The 25,723-nt window shown below is 53.8% G+C and carries 26 protein-coding genes; 24 read left to right on the top strand and 2 right to left on the bottom strand.

Going from position 1 to position 25,723, the window contains the following annotated elements; translation table 11 throughout:
* Positions 1-40 precede the first annotated feature (40 nt).
* The 3 genes from C7820_RS10010 to C7820_RS10000 all read left to right on the top strand — a co-directional run bounded on the left by C7820_RS10010 (position 41) and on the right by C7820_RS10000 (position 2,110).
* A complete protein-coding gene (locus C7820_RS10010; protein WP_258875190.1) occupies positions 41-931 on the top strand; it encodes a LysR family transcriptional regulator in 891 nt (296 codons plus the stop codon).
* Positions 932-1,257: 326 nt separating this feature from the next.
* Entirely contained in the window at positions 1,258-1,614 is a 357-nt protein-coding gene (locus tag C7820_RS10005) for an ArsR/SmtB family transcription factor (protein ID WP_076166780.1), read from the top strand.
* 4 nt (positions 1,615-1,618) lie between these two features.
* A complete protein-coding gene (locus C7820_RS10000; RefSeq protein ID WP_145157123.1) occupies positions 1,619-2,110 on the top strand; it encodes an SRPBCC family protein in 492 nt (163 codons plus the stop codon).
* Between the two features lie 111 nt (positions 2,111-2,221).
* Here C7820_RS10000 and C7820_RS09995 read toward each other — a convergent pair whose 3' ends face one another.
* Complete coding sequence (locus C7820_RS09995) at positions 2,222-4,213, bottom strand: glycoside hydrolase family 127 protein (RefSeq protein ID WP_116231705.1); 1,992 nt, start codon at positions 4,211-4,213, stop codon at positions 2,222-2,224.
* 116 nt (positions 4,214-4,329) lie between these two features.
* Here C7820_RS09995 and C7820_RS09990 point away from each other — a divergent pair, with 116 nt between their 5' ends.
* From C7820_RS09990 to C7820_RS09970, 5 genes are all read left to right on the top strand, one after another.
* Positions 4,330-5,142, top strand: a complete 813-nt coding sequence (locus tag C7820_RS09990; RefSeq protein ID WP_116230824.1) for a helix-turn-helix domain-containing protein — start codon at positions 4,330-4,332, stop codon at positions 5,140-5,142.
* 346 nt (positions 5,143-5,488) lie between these two features.
* Complete coding sequence (locus C7820_RS09985; RefSeq protein ID WP_116230823.1) at positions 5,489-6,679, top strand: cytochrome P450; 1,191 nt, start codon at positions 5,489-5,491, stop codon at positions 6,677-6,679.
* Between the two features lie 319 nt (positions 6,680-6,998).
* A complete protein-coding gene (dnaA, locus tag C7820_RS09980) occupies positions 6,999-8,327 on the top strand; it encodes a chromosomal replication initiator protein DnaA (RefSeq protein WP_397334156.1) in 1,329 nt (442 codons plus the stop codon).
* A 98-nt stretch (positions 8,328-8,425) separates the two neighbouring features.
* Positions 8,426-9,415: a quinone oxidoreductase family protein gene (locus C7820_RS09975; RefSeq protein WP_116230821.1), complete on the top strand. Its 990-nt coding sequence runs from the start codon at positions 8,426-8,428 to the stop codon at positions 9,413-9,415.
* 221 nt (positions 9,416-9,636) lie between these two features.
* Positions 9,637-10,476: a helix-turn-helix transcriptional regulator gene (locus tag C7820_RS09970; RefSeq protein WP_116230820.1), complete on the top strand. Its 840-nt coding sequence runs from the start codon at positions 9,637-9,639 to the stop codon at positions 10,474-10,476.
* A gap of 139 nt (positions 10,477-10,615) precedes the next feature.
* Here the strand turns inward: C7820_RS09970 and C7820_RS09965 are convergent, their stop codons facing one another.
* The gene (locus C7820_RS09965) at positions 10,616-11,821 is read right to left on the bottom strand and encodes an MFS transporter (protein ID WP_116230819.1); all 1,206 of its coding nucleotides are present in this window, start codon (positions 11,819-11,821) and stop codon (positions 10,616-10,618) included.
* 156 nt (positions 11,822-11,977) lie between these two features.
* Between C7820_RS09965 and C7820_RS09960 the strand changes: the two genes are divergently transcribed.
* The 16 genes from C7820_RS09960 (at position 11,978) to C7820_RS09885 (ending at position 25,608) form a co-directional block, all read left to right on the top strand.
* Complete coding sequence (locus C7820_RS09960; RefSeq protein WP_116230818.1) at positions 11,978-13,207, top strand: aminotransferase class I/II-fold pyridoxal phosphate-dependent enzyme; 1,230 nt, start codon at positions 11,978-11,980, stop codon at positions 13,205-13,207.
* Between the two features lie 357 nt (positions 13,208-13,564).
* Positions 13,565-14,104 carry a MarR family winged helix-turn-helix transcriptional regulator gene (locus C7820_RS09955; RefSeq protein ID WP_116230817.1) on the top strand — a complete coding sequence of 180 codons (540 nt, stop codon included), beginning with the start codon at positions 13,565-13,567 and terminating at the stop codon, positions 14,102-14,104.
* Between the two features lie 33 nt (positions 14,105-14,137).
* A complete protein-coding gene (locus tag C7820_RS09950) occupies positions 14,138-15,592 on the top strand; it encodes an aryl-sulfate sulfotransferase (protein ID WP_116230816.1) in 1,455 nt (484 codons plus the stop codon).
* Positions 15,585-16,595, top strand: coding sequence for an ABC transporter substrate-binding protein (locus tag C7820_RS09945; RefSeq protein ID WP_116230815.1), 1,011 nt, complete (start codon positions 15,585-15,587; stop codon positions 16,593-16,595). Before C7820_RS09950 ends, C7820_RS09945 begins: the two co-directional genes overlap by 8 nt.
* A 13-nt stretch (positions 16,596-16,608) precedes the next feature.
* Positions 16,609-17,388, top strand: a complete 780-nt coding sequence (locus tag C7820_RS09940; protein ID WP_076166742.1) for an ABC transporter ATP-binding protein — start codon at positions 16,609-16,611, stop codon at positions 17,386-17,388.
* A 21-nt stretch (positions 17,389-17,409) separates the two neighbouring features.
* The gene (locus tag C7820_RS09935; RefSeq protein ID WP_076166739.1) at positions 17,410-18,186 is read left to right on the top strand and encodes an ABC transporter permease; all 777 of its coding nucleotides are present in this window, start codon (positions 17,410-17,412) and stop codon (positions 18,184-18,186) included.
* Positions 18,187-18,383: 197 nt separating this feature from the next.
* Positions 18,384-18,905, top strand: coding sequence for a TetR/AcrR family transcriptional regulator (locus tag C7820_RS09930; protein WP_116230814.1), 522 nt, complete (start codon positions 18,384-18,386; stop codon positions 18,903-18,905).
* Between the two features lie 145 nt (positions 18,906-19,050).
* A complete protein-coding gene (locus C7820_RS09925) occupies positions 19,051-20,055 on the top strand; it encodes an NAD-dependent epimerase/dehydratase family protein (RefSeq protein ID WP_181909065.1) in 1,005 nt (334 codons plus the stop codon).
* Between the two features lie 163 nt (positions 20,056-20,218).
* Positions 20,219-21,130 (top strand): N-acetylneuraminate lyase, encoded by a 912-nt coding sequence (locus tag C7820_RS09920; RefSeq protein ID WP_116230812.1) that lies wholly within the window; start codon positions 20,219-20,221, stop codon positions 21,128-21,130.
* Positions 21,131-21,316: 186 nt separating this feature from the next.
* Positions 21,317-21,742 (top strand): DMT family transporter, encoded by a 426-nt coding sequence (locus C7820_RS09915; RefSeq protein WP_116230811.1) that lies wholly within the window; start codon positions 21,317-21,319, stop codon positions 21,740-21,742.
* 53 nt (positions 21,743-21,795) lie between these two features.
* Positions 21,796-22,521 carry a Crp/Fnr family transcriptional regulator gene (locus C7820_RS09910; RefSeq protein WP_116230810.1) on the top strand — a complete coding sequence of 242 codons (726 nt, stop codon included), beginning with the start codon at positions 21,796-21,798 and terminating at the stop codon, positions 22,519-22,521.
* Positions 22,518-23,021, top strand: coding sequence for a DMT family transporter (locus tag C7820_RS09905; RefSeq protein ID WP_116230809.1), 504 nt, complete (start codon positions 22,518-22,520; stop codon positions 23,019-23,021). Before C7820_RS09910 ends, C7820_RS09905 begins: the two co-directional genes overlap by 4 nt.
* 15 nt (positions 23,022-23,036) lie before the next feature.
* Positions 23,037-23,435 carry an NUDIX hydrolase gene (locus tag C7820_RS09900; protein WP_116230808.1) on the top strand — a complete coding sequence of 133 codons (399 nt, stop codon included), beginning with the start codon at positions 23,037-23,039 and terminating at the stop codon, positions 23,433-23,435.
* 239 nt (positions 23,436-23,674) lie between these two features.
* Complete coding sequence (locus C7820_RS09895) at positions 23,675-24,160, top strand: RrF2 family transcriptional regulator (RefSeq protein WP_089547005.1); 486 nt, start codon at positions 23,675-23,677, stop codon at positions 24,158-24,160.
* Positions 24,161-24,187: 27 nt separating this feature from the next.
* Positions 24,188-24,463, top strand: a complete 276-nt coding sequence (locus C7820_RS09890) for a DUF896 domain-containing protein (RefSeq protein WP_116230807.1) — start codon at positions 24,188-24,190, stop codon at positions 24,461-24,463.
* Positions 24,464-24,588: 125 nt separating this feature from the next.
* Entirely contained in the window at positions 24,589-25,608 is a 1,020-nt protein-coding gene (locus C7820_RS09885) for an LLM class flavin-dependent oxidoreductase (RefSeq protein ID WP_116230806.1), read from the top strand.
* The last annotated feature ends 115 nt before the right edge of the window (positions 25,609-25,723 follow it).

The raw sequence follows: 25,723 nt of genomic DNA, 5'->3' as shown, positions 1-25,723 counted from the left end.
GCCTCTGGGTTATGAGGGCTTGGAAAGAGGGCAGGCAACCATGGAATGGCAGCAGCTGGAGTATTTCCGCGTCGTGGCCAGGCTGGAGCATTTCATTAAATCGGCGGAGCAGCTGGCTATTTCCCAGCCGGCGCTGAGCCGGTCGATGACGAAGCTGGAAAAAGAGCTTGGGGTACAGCTGTTTGACCGGCATGGCCGATCCGTTCAGCTGAATGAAACAGGAAAGCTGTTTTTGGCTAGGGTAGAGCGGGCTATGCAGGAGATTGAAGATGGGATCGAAGAGATCCGGCAGTTCCACGATCCGTTTGCTGGCAAGGTCTCGATTGCATTTTTGATGTCATTTGGCGTTCACATGCTGCCGGATGTCATCGCAAGCTTCAACCGCAAATATCCGGACGTTGAATTCGCGCTGTATCAAAACCCGACGACGGTTATTCTGCCGCAATTGCTGCGAAGCGAGGTGGACCTGTGCATTATCGGTCCGTTCGGCGAAGAGCCTGGTGTCGTTTGGCACAAGCTCGTTGAGGAAGAAATGTACGTCTACGTACCTGCGGATCACCGGCTTGCAAAGCGTGAATCCATCCGGCTGGAAGAGGTAGCGGGCGAACCGTTTATATCCTTTAAGCCGGGTTATGGAGTCCGGACGCTGATGGAACGGTTTTGCGGTGAAGCCGGTTTTGAGCCGTACATCCGGTTTGAGGGCGATGATATTATGACGGCCGCTGGGCTTGTCTCCGCAGGACTTGGAGTTACGATCATCCCGGCTTTTTCGGGTATTGAACATGGAAAGGTCAAGCGGCTGCGCGTGACGGAGCCTTACTGCCGGAGGGAAATTGGACTGGCCTGGGTCGAGGACCGGAAGCTTCCTCCTTCGGCCGACCTGTTTCGCTCATTTATTATCGAGTATTTCCGTGGCCAACGCGAACTGTAAAATGCTCCTTTTCTGAGAAAATAACTACAAGGTACGCAGATTGAAAGCCTGGATATCCAGGCTTTTTCTCTTATCAAATGACCCGTTTTCAAGGAAACAAGACTGGGATTAGCGAAGAACAATTTTATTTATTTAAGTATTTACTTTATTAAGAAAATGGTTTATTATAACAACAGAGAGAGCTGAACCAACTTTTACCTGATGATCCTTGGGTTCACCAACTTAACAGCCCAGATAACTACATGAATAAACTAAGCTTCGCTCAACACAGAGCCAGACCGCCGAATGGCGGATTCGAGAAGAGGGAGGGGAGACAGCTTCATCTTATGGCAAATGATACGTTTTCCGCACTGGCAGATCCAACACGACGCGGCATCCTCGAATTGCTGGCCGGGAATCCCGAACTATCCGCCACACAGATCTACGAACGTTTTGATGTAAGCCCGCAGGCCATTTCGCAGCATCTGAAAATCCTTCGGGAAACGCAGCTCGTCCGGGTTGAGAAAAGGGCGCAGCAGCGCATCTACTCGTTGAACATCGATCCGGTCAAAGAACTCGAGCATTGGGCACAAGCCATCCGGCAGCAGTGGGATGGAAGGCTCAATGCCATGGACCGCGTGCTCGCTGAAGAGATGGCCAAACGAAAAGCCAATCAGGCAAATCATGAAAATAAAGGAGAATGAAAAAATGAATCATCATGCCAGCAAGCAGGAGCTCGTCATTACCCGTGTGTTTGATTATCCGGTCGATTTGGTCTGGGATGCCTGGACGGATCCGAGCCTGGTCATGAAATGGTGGGGGCCTGCCCATTTCAGCTCGCCTTCGTGCAAGATCGATCTTCGCGAAGGGGGAAGCTACCTGTTCTGCATGCGCGCACCGGAATCCTTCGGCGGGCAGGATTATTACTCTGCAGGAGTGTACAAACGAATCGTTCCGCAGCAGCGTCTTGAATTCACACAGGTTCTGGCCGATGCGGAAGGAAACGCAGTTAAGCCTTCCGATGTCGGCATGCCGGAGGACTTCCCGGCTGTGGTCGATTTCGTCATTGATTTCATCTCGAAGGGCGATCAAACCGAGCTGATCATCAGGGAGTCCAACTGGAGCCCGGGTCCAATGGCCGACAACGCGGTTACGGGCATGAACCAGTCTCTCGACAAACTTGCCGCAAGTTTGGCTTAACTATGTTTTTCACACATTCAGGACACAATATATAAAAGAAAAAAACGCCCCAGATTCGTATCTGGAGCGTTTTTTGTGCTGCAATGCCTTCTTGTGGCTTGTTGATGAACATCAGCTTTCGCGAATCCAAACCGTCATTTCGCCAGGCTCCCGGTTGCCCCATAGCGTATACGGGACGGCCCGGAGGCGCTGCTGTTCCAGCTGCGGCCGCGACGTGCTGTAGAGATCGTTCGGCGCTTCCGCCGGCGTGCCGGTTCGAAGGCCATCCGCCTCGATTACGGCGACACCTCCGCGCCATTCGTCCATGACGACCTGCAGCTCTGCATCTGCCGGCAGACTTAGAGAAGCGAGCGGGGCTCCGTTGTCGGTCTCCTCCAGGCAGTAGACGAGTGGGCCGCGCTGCAGCGCAACCTTTCCGCTGCTGGCGCGCAGGTTCGGGTGGGCGTAGATCCGCCGTGGCTGCATATCAAGCTCAAGCTCAACTACGTCACCGGCCTGCCAGTCCCGGCGAATATAGGCATAGCCGTCACGCAGCTCGTACTGGGCAGGCTGGCCATTCACACGGATCGCGCTTGCGGCAGACCAGCCGGGAAGACGAAGTGCGATCGTGAAGTCACCCGCGCCATCCGCTTCCTGCACGTTCAGGCGAACCTTGCCTTCCCAAGGCAAACGGCTCTCCATGTCCAGCTGAACGCTGCGGCCGGCCGCCTCGTGGCTGATTTGGCTGCCAATATACAGATGCACAAAGAGTGCCTCGTCGCTCGCCGAATAAATGTAATGACCGAGCGAGGACAGGAGGCGTGATACGTTGGGCGGGCAGCAGGCGCAGCCGTACCATTTTTGCCGGACCGGCTTGATGTGACGCTTGCCGGGATTGCCTTCGCTGGCCGCCGGCCACACTTCCATCGGGTTCACGTAAAAATAATGCTTGCCGTCGCCGGCAATCCCCGCGGTTACGGTGTTATACAGCGCACGCTCCATCACATCGGCGTATTCGCCCTTCACTTCATTCTGAAGCAGCCGCTGGGCAAAAAAGATCAGGCCAATCGATGCGCAGGTCTCACTGTAGTTTGTGTCGTTCGGCAGATCGTAATCAAACGTAAAAGCCTCACCGTGATGCGTGGATCCGATACTGCCTGTGACATACATTTGCTTTTGCACAATGTTGTCCCACAAGCGGCGGCAGGCTTCCAGCAAAGCGTTGTCTCCCTTAAGGAGAGCCAGGTCGGCCATGGCCGTATACATATAGACGGCTCTTACCGCATGGCCTGTCGCGACCTCGTGTTCCCTCACCGGCTTATGCGCCTGGTGGTAGGCAAGATTTACAGGACCCTTCTGAACGACACCGGGTGCCCAGTGCGAAATCCGGCCCCGCCGTTTAAATTCCTCCGCAAAGAAATTCGGCTCCTTCCCGCGTTCATCGATCAAAAAGCCGGCTAGATTCAGGTATCTAACTTCGCCTGTAGCATGGTACAGCTTGACCAGGGCAAGCTCAATTTCCTGGTGACCGTCGTAACCCCGGATTTTGCCTTCTTCCGGCCCAAAACGGTCATCGATATGGTCGGCAATCTTGCGCGCAATGTCGAGAAGCTTGGTTTTGCCTGTTCCGTAAAAATAGGCGACCGCTGCTTCGATCAGGTGGCCGGCCGTATACATTTCGTGGCAGTCCATCAGATTGGTCCAGCGCTGATCGAGCTTGTCAATCGTAAAGTATGTGTTCAGGTAACCATCTTCCTGCTGTGCGGCTCCGATCAGTTCGATCGCTTCATCGGCGACTTTTTCCAGATCGGAGTCTGGGGATTGGGCGAGCGAATACCCGACCGCTTCCAGCCATTTATACAGGTCGGTGTCCTGAAACACGAATCCGGCAAAGCTTCCTTCCTCGAGTCCTGCGGCAATCCGGAAGTTGCGGATCGCATGGCTGGGTTCAGCATCGGGAACACGGTCATTCAGGGCTTCCCACTGATAGGGAATCACGGTATGCTTGATAAGATCCACATGATTGGACCAATAGGAGTCGGTGATGCGGACGGATTTCAAATCAAGCGGCTGTGGATGGGTTGGCGCATTTTTGGTAGACAAGTTTTCGTTCACTCCTAACATCATCATCTGCAGCTTTATCATATCGAATCAAGCCAAGGATTGTCGGTAGTGGAACGTGCATAAAAAGTGTCATTAGCCCACTAAATTGATTTTTACAGACGAGCAGGAGGATTGTCATGCTGCCTATTTATCTACAACAACCTTACAAGCTCCAAATGGGTGGACAATTTGTCAGCGATGAGGACTGGTCCCATATGGAACGGACCATTTCCGATTATGAGCTGATTATCGGTGTTGCGGGGGTGGTCTTTCTCGAAGCCGGCGGCCAGCTGTATGAAGTGAAGGCAGGAGACATGCTGCTGCTGCGGCCGGGAGAGAAGCATCGCGGATACAGACTGTCTTCCCCCGGCGTTTCGTTTTACTGGTTTCATTTTTTGCTTCCTCCGGAGACGGACGGTGAGCCGGACGGGGCCATACCTCATTATGCACACTGCCCGGAACCGAGCCGCGTTCACATTTTGGCCAGGCAGCTTCTGCACGCGGCGAGCGGGGGATACCGGCTGAAGCAGGCGGGAGACTATTTTCTGACGTCGCTGCTGATTGAATTGGCGGAGCAGCTGCAGGATGCGGGCGCATCTGAAGCGATGGACCCCCGGCTGTCGGAGCTGCTGGAATGGACCCGGCTGCATGCCCTCGAGAGGCATATGTCCGTTGACCGGGTCGCGATGCACATGGGGTATAACCGCAACTATTTGTCCCGGATGTTCAAGCAGAAATTCGGTACGGGGCTCAGGGATTATATTCACCGGATCCGGCTGGAAGCGGCAAGGGAGCTGCTTGTGTCGAGCAAGCTGCATATCAAGGAAATTGCGGACAGGGTCGGCATCGAAGACGACAAGCAGTTTATTAAATGGTTCAAGCGTCTCTCCGGCGTTACACCGACGGAGTACCGTCAGGCGTTTTCGGCAACGCGTCTGAACAAGACGTAGGGGATCGATGACATCGGTCCCCTGGATGCCGGCAAATCGGGCTTCGCGGGGAAATTGATTCTTCCGGACTCTGTTTTTTTGGGTAACACAAACTATTTGGCCCTTTTGGCCGTGTCTGCATCCGGATCATCCGTACGAATAGAGGTGCATGTAATGCTTTAGTACCTCCCAAAAATACATCCTGGGTAAGTCGAGACTCCCATTTGAATCGTGCTATCATTTTTTTAGACCGTTGTTCGCAAGCTGCCGAACATCGTGAACGACGGCCTTCAGAAGAACCTGCAGAAGGATATGCAGCAGAATCTGCACACGATTGCACGAAACTTGAGGAAAGGATTTGAACTCGATGATCCAGGAAAAATACGCCAACATGCTGAACATGGCCGAGGTTTCGACCCCGGACCGAATGTTATATCCCTTTGATATCTTCCGCCAGCTTAGACAAGAAACGCCAGTGCGCTACGACAGCAGCCGAAACTGCTGGGACGTCTTCCGCTATGAGGATGTGCAGCGCATTTTGAAGGATCCGAAAACATTCTCCTCTCAGCGTGGAGCAGGCGCAGGCGGCTCCATTCTGTTTATGGATCCGCCCAAGCATAAGCAAATGCGCGACCTGGTCAGCAAAGCGTTTACGCCCAAGGCGATTCAAGAACTAACCCCCCGTATCCAGTCCATCGCCGAGCAGCTGCTCGATTCGGTAACGGATGGGGCCATGGACATTTCCGGCGAATTCGCGACTCCGCTGCCGGTCATCGTCATTGCTGAACTGCTGGGTGCTCCGAAGGAAGACCGGAACAAGTTCAAGCACTGGTCCGATATTCTCGTGGAAAGTGCCGACGATCTCACCGACGAAGCATTCCAGCGGATTACCGACAAGCGGATGAAAGCGATGGGAGAGCTGTCCGAGTATTTTAAAGGAATTATGGCGCAGCGGGCTGCAGAGCCGCAGGAAGATCTCGTAACTGCGCTGCTGAACGCTGAAATCGAAGGAGAGAAGCTGTCGGAAAGGGATATCATCAGCTTCTGCGTGCTGCTGCTGGCTGCCGGAAACGAGACCACGACGAACCTGATCACCAATGGCGTTCGCGTGCTGACCGAAAAACCGGAGCTGCAGGAGCAGCTGTATCAAGCGCCGGACCTCATCCCTTCCTTTATAGAAGAAGTACTGCGCTATTACCCGCCGATCATCGCGATTGGACGCAAAGCAGCGGAGACGGTACAAATCGGAGAGCATACGATTGAGCAGGGAGCGCAGGTCATTTCCTGGGTTGGGGCCGCCAACCGCGACGAGTCCCGGTTCGACGACCCGGACGGCTTCCGTCTGGACCGCAAACCGAATCCGCATATGACGTTCGGCTTCGGTATCCACTTCTGTCTTGGGGCTCCACTGGCCAGGCTGGAAGGGAAAATTGCGTTTCAGGCGCTCCTCGACAGGTTCAAGGATCTGCGCAGAGCGGCGGACGCTGAACTCCAGCCGATCCAAAGCTCCTTTGTCTTCGGCGTCAAACATTATCCGATTGCGATGAGCCGCAGATAGAGTCAGGTATCCCTAGAGTGCTCTTGCATAGTTTCAGAGTGCATAACCGGCATTGGTCCTGACAGATTCCATTTTCGGGGGCTGTCCATATTTCTTGGAGGCTCCCGGATATGCTAGAATAGAAAATAGCAGCTTGTACATAAGCATGATGATCTAAGGCATCCCTTTACTGCGATGGTTCCAGGAACAGCATTTGCAGGGAAGAACGGATGCTTTTTTGCGTAAGACCGCCGGGATGATCATTTCGTTTTACCGAAGTATAAGGAGTTGAGCGCCCGTGGAAAGGCAAGTCGAAGAATTGTGGCACCAGGTCCTGTCCATGATTCAAATGAAGATCAGCAAGCCCAGCTATGATACGTGGCTGAAATCGACGAAGGCCGTCAGTCTGCAGGATAACGTCCTGACGATCAGCACGCCCAACACGTTTACGCAGGAATGGCTGGAGAATCGGTATACCAAGCTCATTTTGTCAGCGGTTCGCGAATACATGGATGCTCAGCCGGAGCTTCATATCATTACCCAGGATGAGCTGGAGACCGAGAGAAGATCCGCATCACCCGAACCGGCTGCCCTCATAGAGGATCATATCCTGAACGATCCGGCTTTTGCCGCCATGCTGAACCCCAAATACACCTTCGATACGTTCGTCGTCGGGCTCGGCAACCGTTTTGCCCATGCAGCTGCACTGGCTGTAGCGGAGGCGCCGGGCAAGGCGTATAACCCGCTGTTTTTGTACGGCGGCGTCGGTCTGGGGAAAACCCACTTGATGCAGGCGATCGGCCACTATGTGCTGGAGCACAATCCGCAGGCGAAGGTGCTCTATTTATCCTCCGAAAAGTTCACCAACCAGTTTATCAATGCTATCATGAACAACCGCGGCGAAGCTTTCCGTAACAAGTACCGCAACATCGACGTGCTTCTGATCGACGACATCCAGTTTATCGCCGGCAAGGAGCAGACACAGGAAGAGTTTTTCCATACCTTCAACGCCCTGAAAGAAATGGGGAAGGCGATCATCATTTCCAGCGACCGTCCGCCCAAGGAAATCCCCACCCTGGAGGAACGGCTGCGTTCCCGCTTTGAATGGGGACTCATCACGGATATTCAGCCTCCGGATCTGGAGACCCGGATCGCTATTCTGCGCAAGAAAGCGAAAGCGGAGCATCTTGACATTCCGAATGAAGCGATGGTATACATCGCCAGCCATATTCATACGAACGTCCGTGAGCTCGAAGGGGCTCTCATCCGCGTCATCGCTTATTCCTCGCTTGTGAATCAGGACATCACCGTGCATATGACGGCCGAAGCATTAAAAAATATGATCTCGCAGTCGCGTCCCCAAATGATCTCGATCCAGGACATCCAGGAGCGGGTGGGAGATTATTATGGTCTGCGCATCGAGGATTTTAAAGCACGGAAACGGACAAGGGCCGTAGCTTTTCCCCGGCAAATCGCCATGTATCTGTCCAGGGAGCTGACCGATTACTCGCTGCCCAAAATCGGGGAAGCTTTTGGCGGCAGGGACCATACGACCGTCATTCACGCCCATGAAAAAATCGCCTCGGTTATTCGTGAGGACCAGGAGATTCATCAAATCGTAAGCCGGTTGTCCGAGAACATTAAAAGCCGCATCCAACCGCGCGTGTAGCCTGTTATTTTTTATACCCGTATAATCTGAACCTGTCTGCCCCAGACCCTCCTTGGTAAGATAACGGCATAAACCATCTACCAGGGAGGTTCTTCATAATGAAATCCATCGTTATTGATAGAGCAGGAGGAACAGAAGTGCTTAAGGTCAAGGAAATGCCGGATCTTGCGCCAAGATACGGGGAAATGATCGTGGACGTGGCGTATGCAGGCGTAGGGCTCGTAGATATTTTGATCCGTAAAGGCGGATTCACGGACCTGTTTCCGTTCCCGGTGATTCCGGGACTTGAGGTGTCCGGATTCGTCCGCTCAATCGGGGACGGAGTTGAGGTGTTCCGGGTCGGCCAGCCGGTCGCTTCCATGAAGCTGCTTGAGCTTGGCGGATACGCTACCCAGGCCAGAGTGACGCCGCAGCTTACGGTTCCGCTCGATTCGCTCGAGGGAGATCTCGATATGGCCGAGGCGGCAGCCTCCATCGTCAACTTGACAACCGCCTACTTCGCGGTCAAGCAGGTGAACCGGATGAGGCAGGGGGACACGGTGCTTGTTCACGCCGCCGCAGGCGGGCTCGGCAGCTTTCTGGGGCAAATCGCCAAGCGGTTTGGCGCTGGGAAGGTGCTGGGGACGGTAGGTTCGCAGGATAAAATCAAACTGGCCGCTTCGCTCGGATACGACGAACTTCTGCTGCGCTCCGATTTTGTGAGCGAAGTGAAGCGGATCGCGGGAGTACAGGGAGTCGACGCCGTATTTGACCCGGTTGGGGGCGAGACGCGGGCACGCAGCCTCGAGCTCCTGAGACCGCTGGGACAAATCGTCGCTCTGGGCAACGCCAGCGGCGGCGAGCTGGCGCATCAGAGCAACGAGATTTGGCTCGGCAACCAGAGCATCGCCGGTTTTAACCTGGGGGCGTATGCCATGTATGATCCGGTTGGCGTGGGGCAGGCGGCCAGGGAAGCGCTGCAGCTGCTCGCCAGCAGAGAGGTCCGCTCGGAGGTGCACGGCATTTACCCGATGGAGGACGCCTCTGAGGCGCATCGTCTGCTCGAAAGCGGCCAAACGACGGGCAAACTGGTGCTGCAGATGGGCTAAGCGCGGCAGGTCTTTGCTCTGGCGTTCTATGCCACAGGTATTGTCAGACTACAGCCTATGAATAGCCCCTTGCCTGCCTGAAAGTCTGCATCTGCAACCGTATATATGAGCCTCTTGCCCGCTTGAATGCGGAGCGGAGGCTTTCTTTTACGGCGGGGTGGATGATATCATCTGAATAGTAGAGTTCATGGAACGTTGTACAACTTGGAGGTGCTGCTTCAATGATGCAAACCCGGAATCTGCTCGGGGAATTTTTGAAATCGCGCAGGGAAAAGCTTCAGCCGGCGGACGTCGGGATTAGCGGGGGATATGGCAGAAGAAGAACCCCCGGACTTCGCCGTGAAGAGGTGGCAGAAATCGCTAATGTCAGCACCACCTGGTACACATGGCTGGAGCAGGGGAGAGACGTGGCTGCTTCCAGGGAGGTCATGGAGAACATCGCCAGGGCGCTGCTCCTGTCTCCTGACGAGAAGCTGCATGTCATGCGGCTGGCGGGATTCGGCGATCTTCCGGACTGGTCCGCGCCGGCTGCAGTTCCGCCATTGGAGCCGGGACTGCAGAAAATCATTGATCAGCTGCGCTATCCCGCCATCTTGGTCAACCGCCGGACCGAAATTATGGCTTGGAACCGCCAGGCTCCCCGGCTGTTGTATGACTTTCTGGAAGATCCGGTCATGGGCCGCAACATGGTCTGGTCCATTTTCATGAATCCGTATTTACGGGAACGCGTCCTGAACTGGGAAGAGTTTGCTGCATACAGTGCTGCTATTCTCCGTGCCTACCATGGTCAATCAAAGGGGGACCCGTGGTACGAGGCGTTTGCCCAGAAGCTGTCCGAAGACAGCCCGGAATTTGCGGCGCTCTGGGATTCACACGATGTACGGGAGAAGCAGGTGCAGCCCTTCGTGCTCAACCATCCGGACCTGGGGCCGTTATCCTTTGAAATCAACACGTTTGCCCATATTAATGGCAATGAAGACCTGCACTGCTGCGTCTATTCTCCGCTGGCCGGAACCGGAACCGAGGAGAAGCTGGATCTGGACACGCAAAAAACGCCGTAGCCGGACGACCGGCTGCGGCGTTTTTAAGAGATAGGAAAGTATGAACTTCCGAGGTTAAACATCCTCATATCGCTAGAAAAACTTCCTCTAAAAACGGTCTGTCTCCTTTGAATGTACGTCGATTGGCTACATCGACCGGCTACATCGTATGAATCCGGGCGGCAGCCCCGATACGCAAATGCTCTTGATCCAACTGATGGCAGCGCGCCGTTACGGCAAAAGCACCGATCGAAAAAGCCAGTGCCGCCCACGGTAAATAAGCCAAACCGATGCTGTCGACGACCAGGCTGCCGAGAAGGGAGCCACAGGCGATGCCAAGGTTGGAGGCCACCGGCATCAGGGTCGAAGCGAAGTCCTTGGACCCGCCGGCCGATGCGTCGGCGAGATCGATCAGGTACAGCTGAACGGCGGCGCTCAGGGCGTAGGAGAACAAGGCGATGAGCATCAGGCAGAGAACGGCTGCCCAGGTGAAGCTCAGGGTCAGGGCAAGGGCCAGCATCATCAGGCTCTGAACGATAAATACAATTTTGAGCTTGGACCTCGAATCCCCTTCGGCTACCTTGGCTCCGATCCAATTGCTCAGGATGGTCAGGCCGCCATAACCGAGCAGCACCGCGCTTGTCCACTGCTTCGGAATGCCGAGCACGTTCTCAAGAATCGGTGTGATATAGGTATAGACGATAAAGACCGAGCCCACGCCGAGCACCGGAATCAAGAAAGCCATCCGGATGCGGCGGTTTGCGAACAAGGCGAACTGCTGTTTCATGGAGCTGACGCTGACGGTATCGCTTTTCGGCAGAACCGAAGCGATGATGAACAGCGGAATGATGCCCACTGCGGAGGTGACGATGAATGCAGCCCGCCATCCGAGCAGCTGGCCGATATAGGTGCCGACCGGCACGCCCAGGACGTTGGCGATCGAAAAGCCGCCGATGATCCATGCGACGGCGCCTGCTCGGCGGGAAGCCTGGATGTGTTCGCTGGCCGCGGCAATGGACAGGGACAAGGTCAACCCGCACAAAATAGCTGTGATGACCCGGATCACAAACATCAGGGCGAAATTGCCGGCGAAAATCGTCAGGGCGTTCAGCACCAGTAGGGCAGCATAGCCCGACATTATGGTCACATGCCGGGGGATGCGTCCCAAGAGGCTGACGGCAAACGGTGTGCCGACCGCATAAGCGATGGCGAAGCTGGATACGAGGATGCCGGCGGCCGCCAGGGATACGCCCAAACTGACGCTGATATCCTTCAGTAGACCGACGATAACGTATTCGGTCGTCCCCAGCACGAACGCGGCAAAAGTGAAGGCAAAGATCAGAATGGTTTCTTTTTTAGTTGTCATGGTTCTCTCTTCTCCTGGATGTCTGTTTTTTTCTTTGATCTTACAGGATGAAAGGCTTTTCAAGTCAATAAAAAAAATTGTCGAACGGTGCCAGACGGTAGAGGAGCCTCGTTTAAAAACCATGCTATAATGAAAGGAAAAAGCAGGTGAACGGAATTGACGAATCATACATCCAGACCTTGGCGCGCCGATAAGCTGTCGCGTTTAGGTTCCTCTATTTTTGCGGAGGTGGCCGCTTGGAAGAAAGAAGCCGAAATGGCCGGTCGTGACCTGATCGACCTAAGCATCGGCAGCCCGGATCTCGGACCCACGGATGCGGTGCGCCGCGCCCTAAGCGAAGCTGTGCTGGACGAAAAAAACTATACATATCCCGGCTCGGCGGGCAGCGATGCGTTCCGGGAGAAATGTGCCGCATGGATGGAGCATCGCTTCAATGTGCGCCTGGATCCGAAGGCCGAAGTGCTGTCCCTCATGGGTTCGCAGGACGGGCTGGCGCATTTGGCCCAGGCGATCTGCAATCCCGGCGACCTCGCGATCGTCCCGAATCCGGGATATCCGATTTATGCCGGTTCGCTGGCCATTGCAGGCGTGAAGGCATATGAATTGCCGCTTCGGGAGGAGCATGATTTCCTGCCCGAATTGGAGAGCATCCCGGACGAAATTTGGGAGCAGGCGGTATTTATCCTATTGAACTTCCCAGGTAATCCGATTGCGGCAACGGCGGACCGGCCGTACTTTGAACGGCTTGTCGCCTTGGCTCGAAAATGGAACGTGTTGATCGTCCATGACCTGGCCTATTCGGAAATGGGCTTTGACGGTTACCGGCCGCCAAGCATTCTGGAAACCCCAGGTGCAATCGAAACGGCCGTCGAGTTCCATTCGTTCTCCAAGAGCTTTAATATGGCGGGCTGCCGGATCGGATTTCTGGCCGGGAACCGCCATGTCCTCGCTTCGCTGCTGGAGCTGAAGAACAACATCGATTACGGCGTCTTCGGACCGATCCAGACGGCGGCGATCGCTGCGCTGGAGCAGGCGATGGACCCCTCTCAGTCCACTGCCGGGGTGGCCGCATTGTACGAACGCCGCCGGGACGCGCTGATCGATGCGCTCGCGCGGGAGGGCTGGGCCGTACCCAAGCCGAAGGCGACGATGTTTGCCTGGGCGAAGCTGCCGGCAGCTTTCCTGGAAAGCGCTGAGCCCTGGAGCTCCCGGCAGTTCGCCCGGGAACTGCTGCTGGAAACAGGGGTGGCCGTGATCCCCGGGGACGGATTTGGTTCGGAAGGAGAAGGTTATGTGCGGATCGCCCTTGTTCAGGAGGAAGTGCGTCTGCGTGAAGCGGCCGCCCGGATCGGACAATTTATTACGATGTATGGAAATACGAAATAGCATGTGGCATACCTGTCTCTATGACAGAACAACCCTGCTCTTGGAGCAGGGTTGTTTTGTTTATTGATAAAAACAAAAACAAAAATTGATTTTTAATTCCTACTTGACAGGTGAGAATAATTGGTTTAATCTTACGTCAAGGAAATCGATTAACATTCATTTAATGAGTGGTCATTATTTTAACATTAAACTAAATATCAGCCGATTGGTCCACCAAAGGCTCCTGTAATCCATACCGCTTCTTGCGGCGATGGCATTCGGGGGCCTTTTTGTATATCAGCATGTACGTTGATACGGATGGCTGCTACTCCATGGGGAGAGCAATGGTGGTGGTTGATGAACGGTGAAAGGAGAGATATGGAAGAGAAGCAGTGGCTACTGATGGAGGAAGCCGATTGGCATTTTCGCAGGCTGGTTCGGAGATTCGTCAAGGAACGTGACAAAGTATCGATTGAAGGCGTGTCCCTGCCCGGGATGCTCGTGCTGAACGCGATTCTGCATGAAGGCGAGCAGAAACTCGGGGATCTGGCCGAACGGCTGGATTTCACCACAGGTGCGGTGACCGCGGTTTGCGACAAGCTGGAATCGCTCGGCTTCGCGCAGCGGAAGCGCCTGGAGACCGACCGCAGATCCGTTGTCCTGGACATTACGGATAAGGGCAGGGACATGCTTGCACGCAACCGGGGCGCAGGTACATACATGATCGAACGCATCTTTGGAGGCTTTACGGCCAAGGAACTAGAGGAACAAATCGTGAATTTCAAAAGACTCTATGGGCATCTGGAAGGCTTTGCCGACGCCGTGCTGAAGCAGACGCATCCGCCGGAGAACGCCGAGGAGCCGCCTCCCGGCCACCGGAAGGCAGCGCAGAGACCGAACCGATTTATTTCATATTAATTTCATTGTGAGCAGGGAAGGGAGACAGATCATATGGGACATCCAACCATTTATCCGACAGGAACGACCGTTTACCAACCAGGAAAGGCATGGAGCGGTTACACCATCTACCAGGCAGCTGACACCGGGGCACTGCTGATCGACATGAACGGCAGAGAGGTGCATTTGTGGAAGGGGCTGCGCGGTTTCCCGAACAAAATATTCCCTGGAGGCTATGTGCTGGGCAGCACTGCCGAGCGGGATCCCAAATATGGTTTTCAGGACGAAGCCAATCTGGTACAGGTCGATTGGGACGGCAATGTCGTCTGGAAATTCGACCGGTACGAATGGATCGAGGATCCGGGTCATCCCGCGCAGTGGATGGCACGCCAGCATCATGATTACCAGCGGGAAGGCAATCCGGTCGGATATTATGTGCCTGGAGCCGATCCGAAAGTCGGTTCAGGCAATACAATCATTCTCGCACATAAAAACGTCAACCGTCCGGAAATTTCGGACGTCGAGCTGCTGGACGACACGATCATCGAAGTGGATTGGGAGGGCAATGTCGTCTGGGAATGGGCCGTCAGCGATCACTTTGAAGAGCTTGGATTTGACGAAGCGGCGAAGGAGGCGCTGTACCGGGATCCGAATACCCGGGCGTTCGGCACCCATTCCGGAGACTGGATGCATATCAACTCCGTCTCGGTACTCGGTCCGAATAAGCACTATGATGCAGGAGACGAGCGCTTTCATCCGGACAATCTGATATGGGACGCGCGGGAATCCAACATTATCGCGATCATCGATAAACGGACCGGGAACATCGTATGGAAGCTCGGTCCGGACTATTCCGACGAAGACACCAAACATATCGGCTGGATTATCGGCCAGCACCATGCCCATCTGATTCCGAAGGGACTGCCGGGAGAGGGCAATATTCTGGTATTCGATAACGGAGGCTGGGGCGGATATGGCAGCCCGAACCCCGAATCGCCGGATGGCGTCAAGGTGGCGCGCCGTGACCATTCCCGGATTCTGGAGATTCATCCGATAACGCTGGAGATCGAATGGCAGTACACGCCGACCGAAGCCGGATTCCAGGCACCATTGGACTCTTACCGCTTTTACAGCCCTTATATCAGCTCGGCGCAGCGGCTGCCTAACGGCAATACGCTGATTACCGAAGGAGCGGACGGAAGAATTTTCGAAGTCACGCGGGAGCATGAACTGGTGTGGGAATACATCTCTCCTTATAAAAACTCCAGAAACGCAAATATGGTTTACCGCGCTTACCGCATACCTTATGAATGGATCCCGCAGCTGGAGAAGCCGGTGGAGACGGAAATCGCTCCGCTTGATGTAGCCGATTACCGGCTGCCGGGCGCGGCGCCGCGTGGAGCCGTGACCGCAGTCGAAGTTGAGGGTACCGTATCCTATGGCGATGGAGCCTTCTGCGTAGCGACCACGGACGAAGTCGTCAGGAAGGAACGGGATCAAGATGAGTAGGCATGTGTTTCGACGCATCAGCGTAATGACCGCAGCCGTCCTGCTGGTATCTGTGCTGCTCACCGCATGCGGAACCGCCTCGGGAAAAGACAGCGGGCACCAGCTTAAGGTGAAAATCGCCGATATTTCCACCAACCCGATTTTCCGGGTCGCCGCGAAAAAAGGATTTTTCGAAAAACATGGCATTGATGCGGAGCTGGTCAACTTCGCCACGCCGGCCGAAGGGGTCAACGCCCTGTTTATCAAGCAGGTGGATATTGCCTTTGGGGCAGACTTCCCGCTCCTGAATGCCGTCAGCAAAGGCGACTATGCGATCTTCGCTTCCTCCGGAACGGCAACGGATCTGAGCGCAAGCGAATGGAAGATGTTCGCCCGTAAAGAGATTGCCGGCCCCGCCGACCTGAAGGGCAAGAAACTGAGCTACTCGCGTGGAACGTTCATTCCTTATTTGTGGGACGTTTATTTGCAGCAGAACGGCATTGCCTTGAAAGACGTCACGCTGGTCGGGCAGGGAGGATTTGACGAAACGTATGTGGCGCTGAAAAAGGGCGAGATCGACGCGGCCTGGGTGTACGGCTCGGTGCTGAACGACAAGTTCGCCGCGCTGTCCGAAGCGCATGAGCTGTCGGATATGTCCCAGACGCCTGTCCGGCTTGGTACAGGTCTGATCGCCGGCACCAAACTGATCCAGGACCACCCGGACGAATTGGTCGAACTGCTGAAGGCGCTTGACGAAACATCCGACTACGTCCAGGCGCACCCGGACGAAACGGCCAACATTATGTATGACGAAGTGAAGCAGCCGAAAGAGGCCACGCTTAAGGATCTGCCGAAAAATCCGTGGAAGATCGGCTTCACCCAGCAGGCTTACGACGGGCTGGCCGGCCAGAAAAAATATATGGTGGAAACAGGCATTATTGAAAAGGATTTTAACCTGAACGACAAGCTGAATTTGGACCTGGTGCGCAAAGCGTTCCCGGACCGCGTGATTGAGTTGAAATAAGGAGGCTGGGATGATGGGGGCAGTAACCAGACCAAACGAGATTTATATTGAGCGCTTGAATAAAAGCTACAGTCAACAGCAGACGGCAGGGGATCTGCATTATATTATCCAGGATGTCGATCTGGTCGTGAAGGGAGGAGAATTTTTCGTTCTCCTCGGCCCTAGCGGCTGCGGCAAGTCGACGCTGCTCAGCCTGATCGCCGGGTTCGTGTCGAAAACCTCGGGGCATTTGCGGGTGGGCGAGAAAGAGGTGGATCGGCCCGGCCAGGATCGGGCCGTCGTCTTCCAGCAGGCCGATTCCTCGCTCTTCCCTTGGCTGACCGTCAGGGAGAACGTGGAGTTCGGCCTGCGGATGAAGCGCATTCCCGCCGCCCGGCGCAAGGAAATCTCCGATCGTTTTATCGGCATGGTTGGACTCAAAGGGCATGAAAATAAATTCCCACGCGAGCTCTCCGGCGGGATGAAGCAGCGGGTGCAGTTGGCGCGGGTGCTGTCCAACGATCCCGGCATTCTGCTGATGGATGAACCGTTCGGCGCGCTGGATGCGATGACCCGACGAACGATGCAGCGTGAACTGGTAAAGATTTGGCAGGAAACCGACAAGACGGTGATTTTCGTTACCCACGACATACAGGAAGCGCTGCTACTTGGCGGTAGGATCGGTATTATGTCCGCGGGACCCTCTTCGCGGATCACCGATATTTACGAGGTGCCGCTGGCGTACCCGAGAGATTTGGCCGCGCCGGAATTCCATGACCTGTACAACCGCATTCAGGCCCATTTTGATGAATAGAAACCGATCGGAGGAATCACCATGAGCAAGAAAATAAAGAAAGGACCGCTCCAAGTGCTGTTCTGGATCGCTTTGATCGTCATCTGGCAGCTGGTCTCGCTCGTATATGGACCGGAGATTCTGCCGGGGCCGATTTACACGGCGAAAGGCGGATATGAGCTGCTGATGGACGGCACTCTTTTGCAGTACATTGGCATCAGCGCCTATCGAGTGCTTCTCGGATGGACGCTCGGCAGTTTGGTGGCGGTGCCTATCGGGATCATCATCGGTAAGGTCGGATTCATCCGTACCTTCGCCGAGCCGTTTTTGAACTTTATCCGGTTTATTCCGCCGATCGCATTCATCACGCTGTTCCTGGTCTGGTTCGGCATCGGTGAGACGTCTAAAGTTATGCTGATCATGTACGCGACATTTTTTATCGTCATTCTGAATACGTTCACCGGCGTTCTCTCTGTCGAGGAGGATAAAATTCGTTCAGCCCGCAGCATGGGAGCCTCCGAATGGCAGATCGTCGTTCATGTCATCATCCCGGCAACGGTTCCGTACATCTTTACCGGCATCCGGCTGGCCATGGGCACATCCTTTATGGCCATCATCGGAGCCGAGATGATCGCCTCGAATGAGGGAGTCGGGTATCTGATCTGGAACTCGCGCCTGTTTTTCCGGACGGACTGGATTTTCGTAGGTCTGATTTGCTTAGGGCTAATGGGCTTCCTGACCGATCGCGCAGTTGGACTGCTCGGGCGCAGGCTGCTAGCGAGATATGGCGTGGTAAGTACGACGTCTTTGAAGCGGTAGGAGACAGGACGGAGAGTCATAGGACAAAGATTTAAATATCATCGTACAACGAGGCGAACCGCAGCGGCGGTCCGTCTCATTGGTTTATCACCGCTCAGCTTGAGGAAGAGAATTGCAATCCGCTTCGTTATCCCCTATACTTCTTAGATAGTGATCAATTACTTACTATTCTGCGTCATGAAAAGGAGTTATGCGCCATGGCAAGAGATGCGTCTACTTCGGTCAACCGAAAAACAGATATTATATCGGCCGCCATCGAGGTTTTTGCCGAAACCGGCTATTACCGGGCCACCACGGCACAGGTTGCACAGCGGGCCCACATATCGCAGCCTTACGTCTTTCGTTTTTTCTCAACGAAGGAAGCGCTGCTGCTCGCGGCACTGGAAGTGTCTTGGTCCCGGATGATCGAGTCGTTTCAGCAAGTCGTGAAGTCGGCGTCGCCGGAGCGGCTTGAAGCGGAGCTGATTACGGAATACGAGAAAATCATGGAGAACCACCGGAACGAAATTTTGCTGCAGATGCAGTCCCAAACGATTCAGGAAGAAGCGATCCAGGAAGCGATGAGAAACGGATTCCGGGAGGTTCGTCAAATCGTACTGCAGGCATTTCGCGAGGCGGGGATTCCACATCCCGAAGAAAGAACGATGCTCTTTTTGGCCAGAGGGATGCTGTGCAACGTAGCGGATGCGATCAGTTTGCCCGAATTAAAAGAAAGATAAGGGGACGAGAGGGAGGTCTCCTTATCAAGATGGATTTTTTTTACGATTAGTTATTGACCAATCACTAACTGGATGTTATGATGAGTTCAAGTAAGTGATTGATCAATCACAAAACAGAAAACAGAGAGGACGATTTCATATGACGATGAACAAAGCGATGGTAGTTGGAGCCACAGGTGGAACGGGTGCAGCCATTACAGAAGAATTGGTAAAGCGGGGTATCCCTACGATTGCGTTCGGAAGATCACGCCAAAAGCTGGAGCAGCTCGCCGGCAGATTGGGAAAACCGGTGCATTTGAAGCTGGCTGTGGGAGATGCCATGCGGCCTGAGGAGATCATCGCGCAAGCTGGGGATGCAGACGTCATGTTTCATTGTGCGAACGTACCGTACCATGAGATGGCCAGCAAGCTGATCCCGCTTGGTGAATCCGTAATGGAGGCGGCGGAACAGCTCGCTATCAAAGTGGTTGCGATTGATGGGATCTATCCTTATGGAAAAAGGCAGTCCGACCCGGTCACCGAAGAACATCCGAAACAGCCGCATACGAAGAAAGGGAAGGTTCGTTTGGACTTTGAACGCATGCTGTTCGGCAAGCGCTGGAAAAAGGCAAGGGTCATGATCGTCCGTCTGCCGGATTATTATGGGCCAACAGCGAATGAAGCGTCCTATCTGGGTTCCACGCTCGAAGCGATTGCAGCGGGCAAAATGGCCTTTTTCATTGGCAATATGACTGTTCCCCGCGAATATGTCTACTTGCCGGACGCCGCCGCCATGATTGCCGAAGTCGCGGGTCATGACGAAGCTTACGGTCAAAACTGGAACATTCCAGGGGGCGGGCTGATATCGGGACGGGAGATCGTGCGGATCGCGAGAGCGGCCAGTGGAAGCAGTAAACCGGTCTTTTCGCTGAAGAAAATAGGGTTATCTCTGCTCGGATTAGGCGTGCCCGTGATGAAAGAGATCGTAGAGATGCTTTACTTGACCGAGGAACCGCTGACGCTGAGCGGAGCCAAGTACGAAAAGTGGATCGGGCCGATTATCGCAACACCGTTCGAGGAAGGCATTACCGCGACGGTCAAAGCACTGCAGCAGGCTAACACCGCAGCATCGGTCCAGCCATCACAGACGGCTAACTCTAGAATCGTTTAAGTGTTTGTTATTGATTAATCACTAATCTTAAAACAAAGATTGATTTATTTCCAGATTAAGGGTCTTATTTGTACAGATTGCAGGATATGCCGGATGGACCGCGAAACATTGGAAGGCAGCAAGAATTAGCGAACCACTATTCGACGACGGGAGAGGGGTACCGATGGACAATAACAAGTTTCATGGGATCTTTACCGCACTCGTAACACCGATGGATGAGCGTCTTGAAGTGGATACCGAATCACTGGAACGACTGGTGGAACACCAAATCGCGCAGGGAATTCGGGGATTCTATGTGGGTGGAAGCACGGCCGAAGGATTTATTCTGACCTCTGAGGAACGGATGAAGGTGCTGGAAACCGTCATTCACGCGGCCAAAGGGCGGGTGACGGTTCTGGCGCATGTTGGCTGTATCAGCACGCTTGAGAGCATCAAGCTGGCCCGGCATGCGGAATCAGCAGGCGCAGATGCAGTTTCCGCTGTCGTACCCTTTTATTATAAGGCGGGACCACAGGAAATTAAGGATCACTATCGGTCCATCATGTCGTCGGTCAGCCTTCCGATGATTATGTACCACTATCCGGGAGCAACCGGGGTGCAGCTGTCTTTGGATTTTTACGAGGACATGGCTCGAAGTGCCCAATGTATTGGCGTAAAATTTACATCCATGAACCTGTTCGAAATGCAGCAAATTCGCAGCCGATGCGGGGGAGATTGGATCATTTGGAACGGCCATGATGAGGTCTGTGCAGCAGGTTTTCTCATGGGCAGCGACGGTGCCATTGGCAGTACATTTAATATGATGCCGAAAATATTCACCCGTATGTATCAAGCCCGGTCTGCCAACGATTGGATGAACGTTAAAGCGCTGCAGGAACAGGCCAATTTGGTCATTGCCCATATGCTTCGCTTCGATGTGATCCCTTATGAAAAGCACATTTTGTATCTTCAAGGTGTCATTCGCTGTCCTGCGGTACGGCAGCCTCTGCAGCAGTTGACGGATACACAAAAAGCAGAAATAGCCGAATTTTATGCATCGTCACCTGTTTTGGTACAGACGGGAATATCCAGCTAACACTTGCGCAGATTAATGAATATATCATGATAGCCGCCTGAAAGGGCGGTTTTTTCGTGCTTGCCAAAAATGTATAGACACTTTGAACACTGGATCCTTTCCACTCATGCTGAGGACATATGTCCTATCCTATACCGCCGCGATTGCCTTTTAATAATGACAGAACAATACAGAGGGAGAGGACCTATGAAAGGCATTATATTTGCACTGCTGGGGGGCGCCTGTATTACGCTGCAGGGTGTCGCCAACTCGCGGATCAGCGGGGATATCGGGACGTGGCAGGCCACGGCGGTAACCCAACTGACCGGCTGTATTCTCGCTTTGATCATCCTGCTGTTTGCACGGGACGGCAGCCGGGAGGGCTTTACAAGCGTCAAGCCGTTGTACCGCATCGGCGGGGCCTTGGGAGCAGTCATCATTTTCAGCGAAGTAACGTCGATTCAGACGATCGGAGTGACCTTTACAATTTCCGCATTATTAATCGCCCAGCTCTGCCTGACTTTTATTGTCGATCTGAATGGCTGGTTCGGCATGAAAAAACGGAAGATCAGCCCCGCACAGTTTATCGGGATTGGGATGATGATTGCGGGCGTCGTCATTCTTAAATTTTGACATCGTTGCCGTACGCCATTATGATGGGCCTAAGTTAGAGGGGGACGTTCAAGATGAGAGAGATTCAGGACCGCGGGATGCTGGCGGATTACTTGCGTCAATATGAGCTGGAAACGATATTTTACGAACCGTTTAGACCGCATTTATCGCTGTATTGCTTTGACCAGGGAGAACTCATCTGCTCGCAGGGAGCACCTGCGGAATATTTATACGTGCTCGTCAGCGGGAAAATTAAAATCTATACCACCTCACCCGAAGGGAAAACGCTGATCCTTAACTTTATGAAACCTTTGGAAATTATCGGGGATATCGAATATCTCAAGGAAACGGATACGGTCAATACCGTTGAAGCGGTCACGACCGTGCATATGATCGGTATCCACCACCGCTGGCTGCGGAAATTTGGACAGGATTACGCTCCTATGCTCCAGTTTCTGCTGGATATGATCACCAATAAGTTTTATATAAAATCCAATTTTTTAAGCCTTAATCTGATGTATCCGGTTGAAGTCCGGCTGGCCAGCTACTTGCTGTCGATCTCTTTCGACGATGCGGACACTTCCGGGGAGAAACAGCGGACAGCGATCAACCTGGTGGACGCGGCCAACTTAATCGGGACCAGCTATCGCCACGTCAACCGGGTGATCCAGAAGTTCTGCAAAGACGGACTCGTGGAGCGGGATAAAGGATATATCCGCGTAATAGACAGGAAAGGGCTCAGCGATCTGGCTGGACAAAATATTTATGAAGTCGTCACGAAAGGAGGAACAAACCAATGATACTTGGTCTAGTGTTATCGCTGATCGCCGGCTCCCTGGTGAGCATGCAGAACATTTTTAACAGCAAAATGAATCAGCGGATCGGCTCCTGGGCGACCACCACGTGGGTGCTGTTCCTCGGGTTTGTCGCATCGTTCGGCATCGGCTTGGCGGTCGAAGGCAAGGGCATGCTGACACTCCAGCATATGCAGCCCTGGTACTGGTTCAGCGGCATGATCGGAGTGGGCGTTGTGTTCTGTCTGATGCAGAGCATGAAGCTGCTTGCACCCACTTTTGCCATCGCCGTAGTCATGACGTCCCAGCTTGGGTTTGCGCTGATTTGGGACTCGCTTGGCTGGATGGGACTGGAGAAAGTTCCGCTGACTCCGAACAAAGTGATCGGCGTGCTCGTTATCGTAGCCGGAATCGTTGTTTTCAAAATCGGCGAAGGGCGGCTTCCAGCGGGTAAATCTGCTGCCGTTCAAAAAGAGACTGCCGCGTTCGAGCAAGGAAATAGATAAGGAGTGAAGTCGAATATGACGACCATGATTGATAAGGTTGCCTGGATTCAGATTCAGGACGGACGGGTACTCTCCGCACGTTCCAAAGGAAAGGACACGTATTATTTGCCTGGGGGAAAGAGGGAACCCGGTGAAACCGATGAGCAAACGCTGATCCGTGAAATCAGGGAAGAGCTTACGGTTGCGATCGATCCGGAGACCCTTGAATTCGTGGGAACGTTTGAAGCCCAGGCACATGGCAAAGCGGAAAATGTGACGGTTCAAATGAGCTGTTACACCGGCGCTTATTCTGGCGAGCTCCGCCCATCGGCGGAAATCGAGGAGTTTGCCTGGCTGACCTATGCGGATCGGAGCCGCGTATCGCCGGTATGCCAGCGAATTTTTGACCATCTGCACGAGCGTCAATGGATCTGATCAGGTGTGCCTTGAAAAGTAACGGATATTCACAGGAAACCTCATTCCTGCCGGGTATCCGTTTTTGTTATGCTGTGAAATTTACTGCAAATTTTTCATTGTAAAACTAATGGTTTACATTTGGTCCGTTTTCATATAATCTAATACGGACAATAATTATCCGCTTTAGTCGGCAAAACCAATTTTCTTTGCTCAAATGGGATTAATGGAGACCACGTTAATATTGGAGGTGATGACCTATGCATATGAAGACCGGCGTGGAGCAGTGCGTTTATGCGATTTTTCTGCTGAGCATGCTTCCGGACAAGGCGGTTCTGCCGGGCGAGGCAATCAGCCAACAGCTCGGCACTTCCCCGACGTATTTCCAGAAGCTTTTGCGTAAGCTGGTCAGCGCGGATCTGATCACCTCCGTGCCCGGGGTAAAAGGCGGGTTTAAATTGAAGAAAAAAACAGAAGATATCCGTATCTACGATATTTACATCGCCATTGAGGGGCAGCAGTCCCTTTATTCCTCCAGCGGCATTTTCCGGGATATGCTGGAGCTGCGGGACGATCCCGATCCGTGTTGCCTTCTGGCCAATTTGATGGAAGAAGCGGAATCCGCCTGGAAGACCGTGCTTCAGCGGGAGACGGTAGCTTCCATTTACGACGATGCACATCGCGAGCGTTACAGACAGAAGATTGAATCGCTTAAGGATTGGGTTCACGAAAAAATGGTCGTATAACATACAAACGAGAAAAGAGGGAAAAGCATGATTACGATTTTAAGCCGAATCAATGAGCTTGCCAAAAAGGAAAAAGAAGAAGGGCTCACCAACGCCGAACGCGTGGAACAGCAATCGCTGCGCGAGGATTATCTCCGCGAAATCCGCGGGCAGGTACTAGGCACGTTCTCCCGTTTGACGGTGGTTGACCCGCTGGGCAATGACGTTACGCCCGAGAAGGTCCGCAAAGTGAAAGCCGAGCAGGAGGAGACGAAAGAGGAAGCCCCCGGCGTTGTAAACCGGATTCGCCGCTATTTGGATTAACGGCCGGCGATTGAGCCTCACGCATCTGCACTTTTATCGATCAATATCATTCATTTGCATGACAACTTACGATTCCATTGTCCTATCGACATTCATATAAATTTGCAGGAAAGAAGCTGATACCTATGAGCAACCACGATACGAAAACGCTGGATCAGATCAAGTTTTCCGTTCTTGATTTGGCACCCATCGTCAGGGGGGGAACCGCGGCCGAATCGTTTAAAAATACATTGAACCTGGCGCAGCACGCCGAACGTTGGGGCTATAACCGTTATTGGCTGGCTGAGCATCACAACATGCCGGGCATCGCCAGTTCGGCAACGTCCGTCGTCATCGGGTATGTAGCCGGAGGGACCCAATCGATTCGCGTCGGTTCCGGAGGCATTATGCTGCCTAACCATGCGCCGCTTATCATTGCGGAACAGTTCGGTACGCTGGAAGCCATGTATCCGGGGCGGATCGACCTTGGACTCGGACGCGCTCCGGGTTCCGACCAGCTGACCGCGGAAGCTCTTCGCCGCGACCCGAGCAACGGGCATTATTTTCCGCAGCACGTTCAGGAATTGATGGGCTATTTCGACGAGAAGTCCAAATATAACCGCGTCCGGGCCATTCCGGGGGAAGGACAGCAAGTTCCGATCTGGCTGCTCGGCTCCAGCGATTTCAGCGCTGCTTTGGCTGCCAAGATGGGCCTGCCGTTCTCCTTTGCCAGTCATTTCTCGCCCGATCATACGCTGCAGGCGCTGGCCATTTACCGGAGACAGTTTCAGCCGTCTGCGGTTCTGGACAAACCTTACGCCATGGTTGGAGTAAATGTGTACGCGGCCGATACAACGGAAGAGGCGGAGTTTATCGCCACATCGCATCAGCAGCAGTTTCTGAGCCTGATCCGGAATACGCCCGGCCAACTTGCGCCGCCGGTTAAATCGCTGGAAGGCAACTGGAACGAGTTCGAGAAGGCGCATGTGATGAAACAGATCCGTTCATCGGTCATCGGCAATCCGGAAGAAGTCAAGCAGCAGCTGCAGGCCTTCCTGAATGAGACCCAGGCGGACGAAATGATCGTCAACTCGATGGTCTACGACCCTGCGGCCCGCCTGCGTTCGTACGAAATCGTGGCCGAAGTCACCGGTATGAAAAAGTGAGAGCCGTTAGCGTTATCGCAGTTGGGTAACGATCAAAATAGAGAGAGACTGGCCTATATTAAGGCCGGTCTTTTTTTTGTTCTTTAGCTCTTTTATACGCATGCAGTGGCGGCTT

It is taken from the genome of Paenibacillus sp. VMFN-D1, assembly GCF_003386155.1.
GTDB lineage: Bacteria > Bacillota > Bacilli > Paenibacillales > Paenibacillaceae > Paenibacillus_AQ > Paenibacillus_AQ favisporus.
The sequence above is the reverse complement of the archived record's forward strand: the minus strand, read 5'-3'. Positions and strand labels throughout refer to the sequence as shown.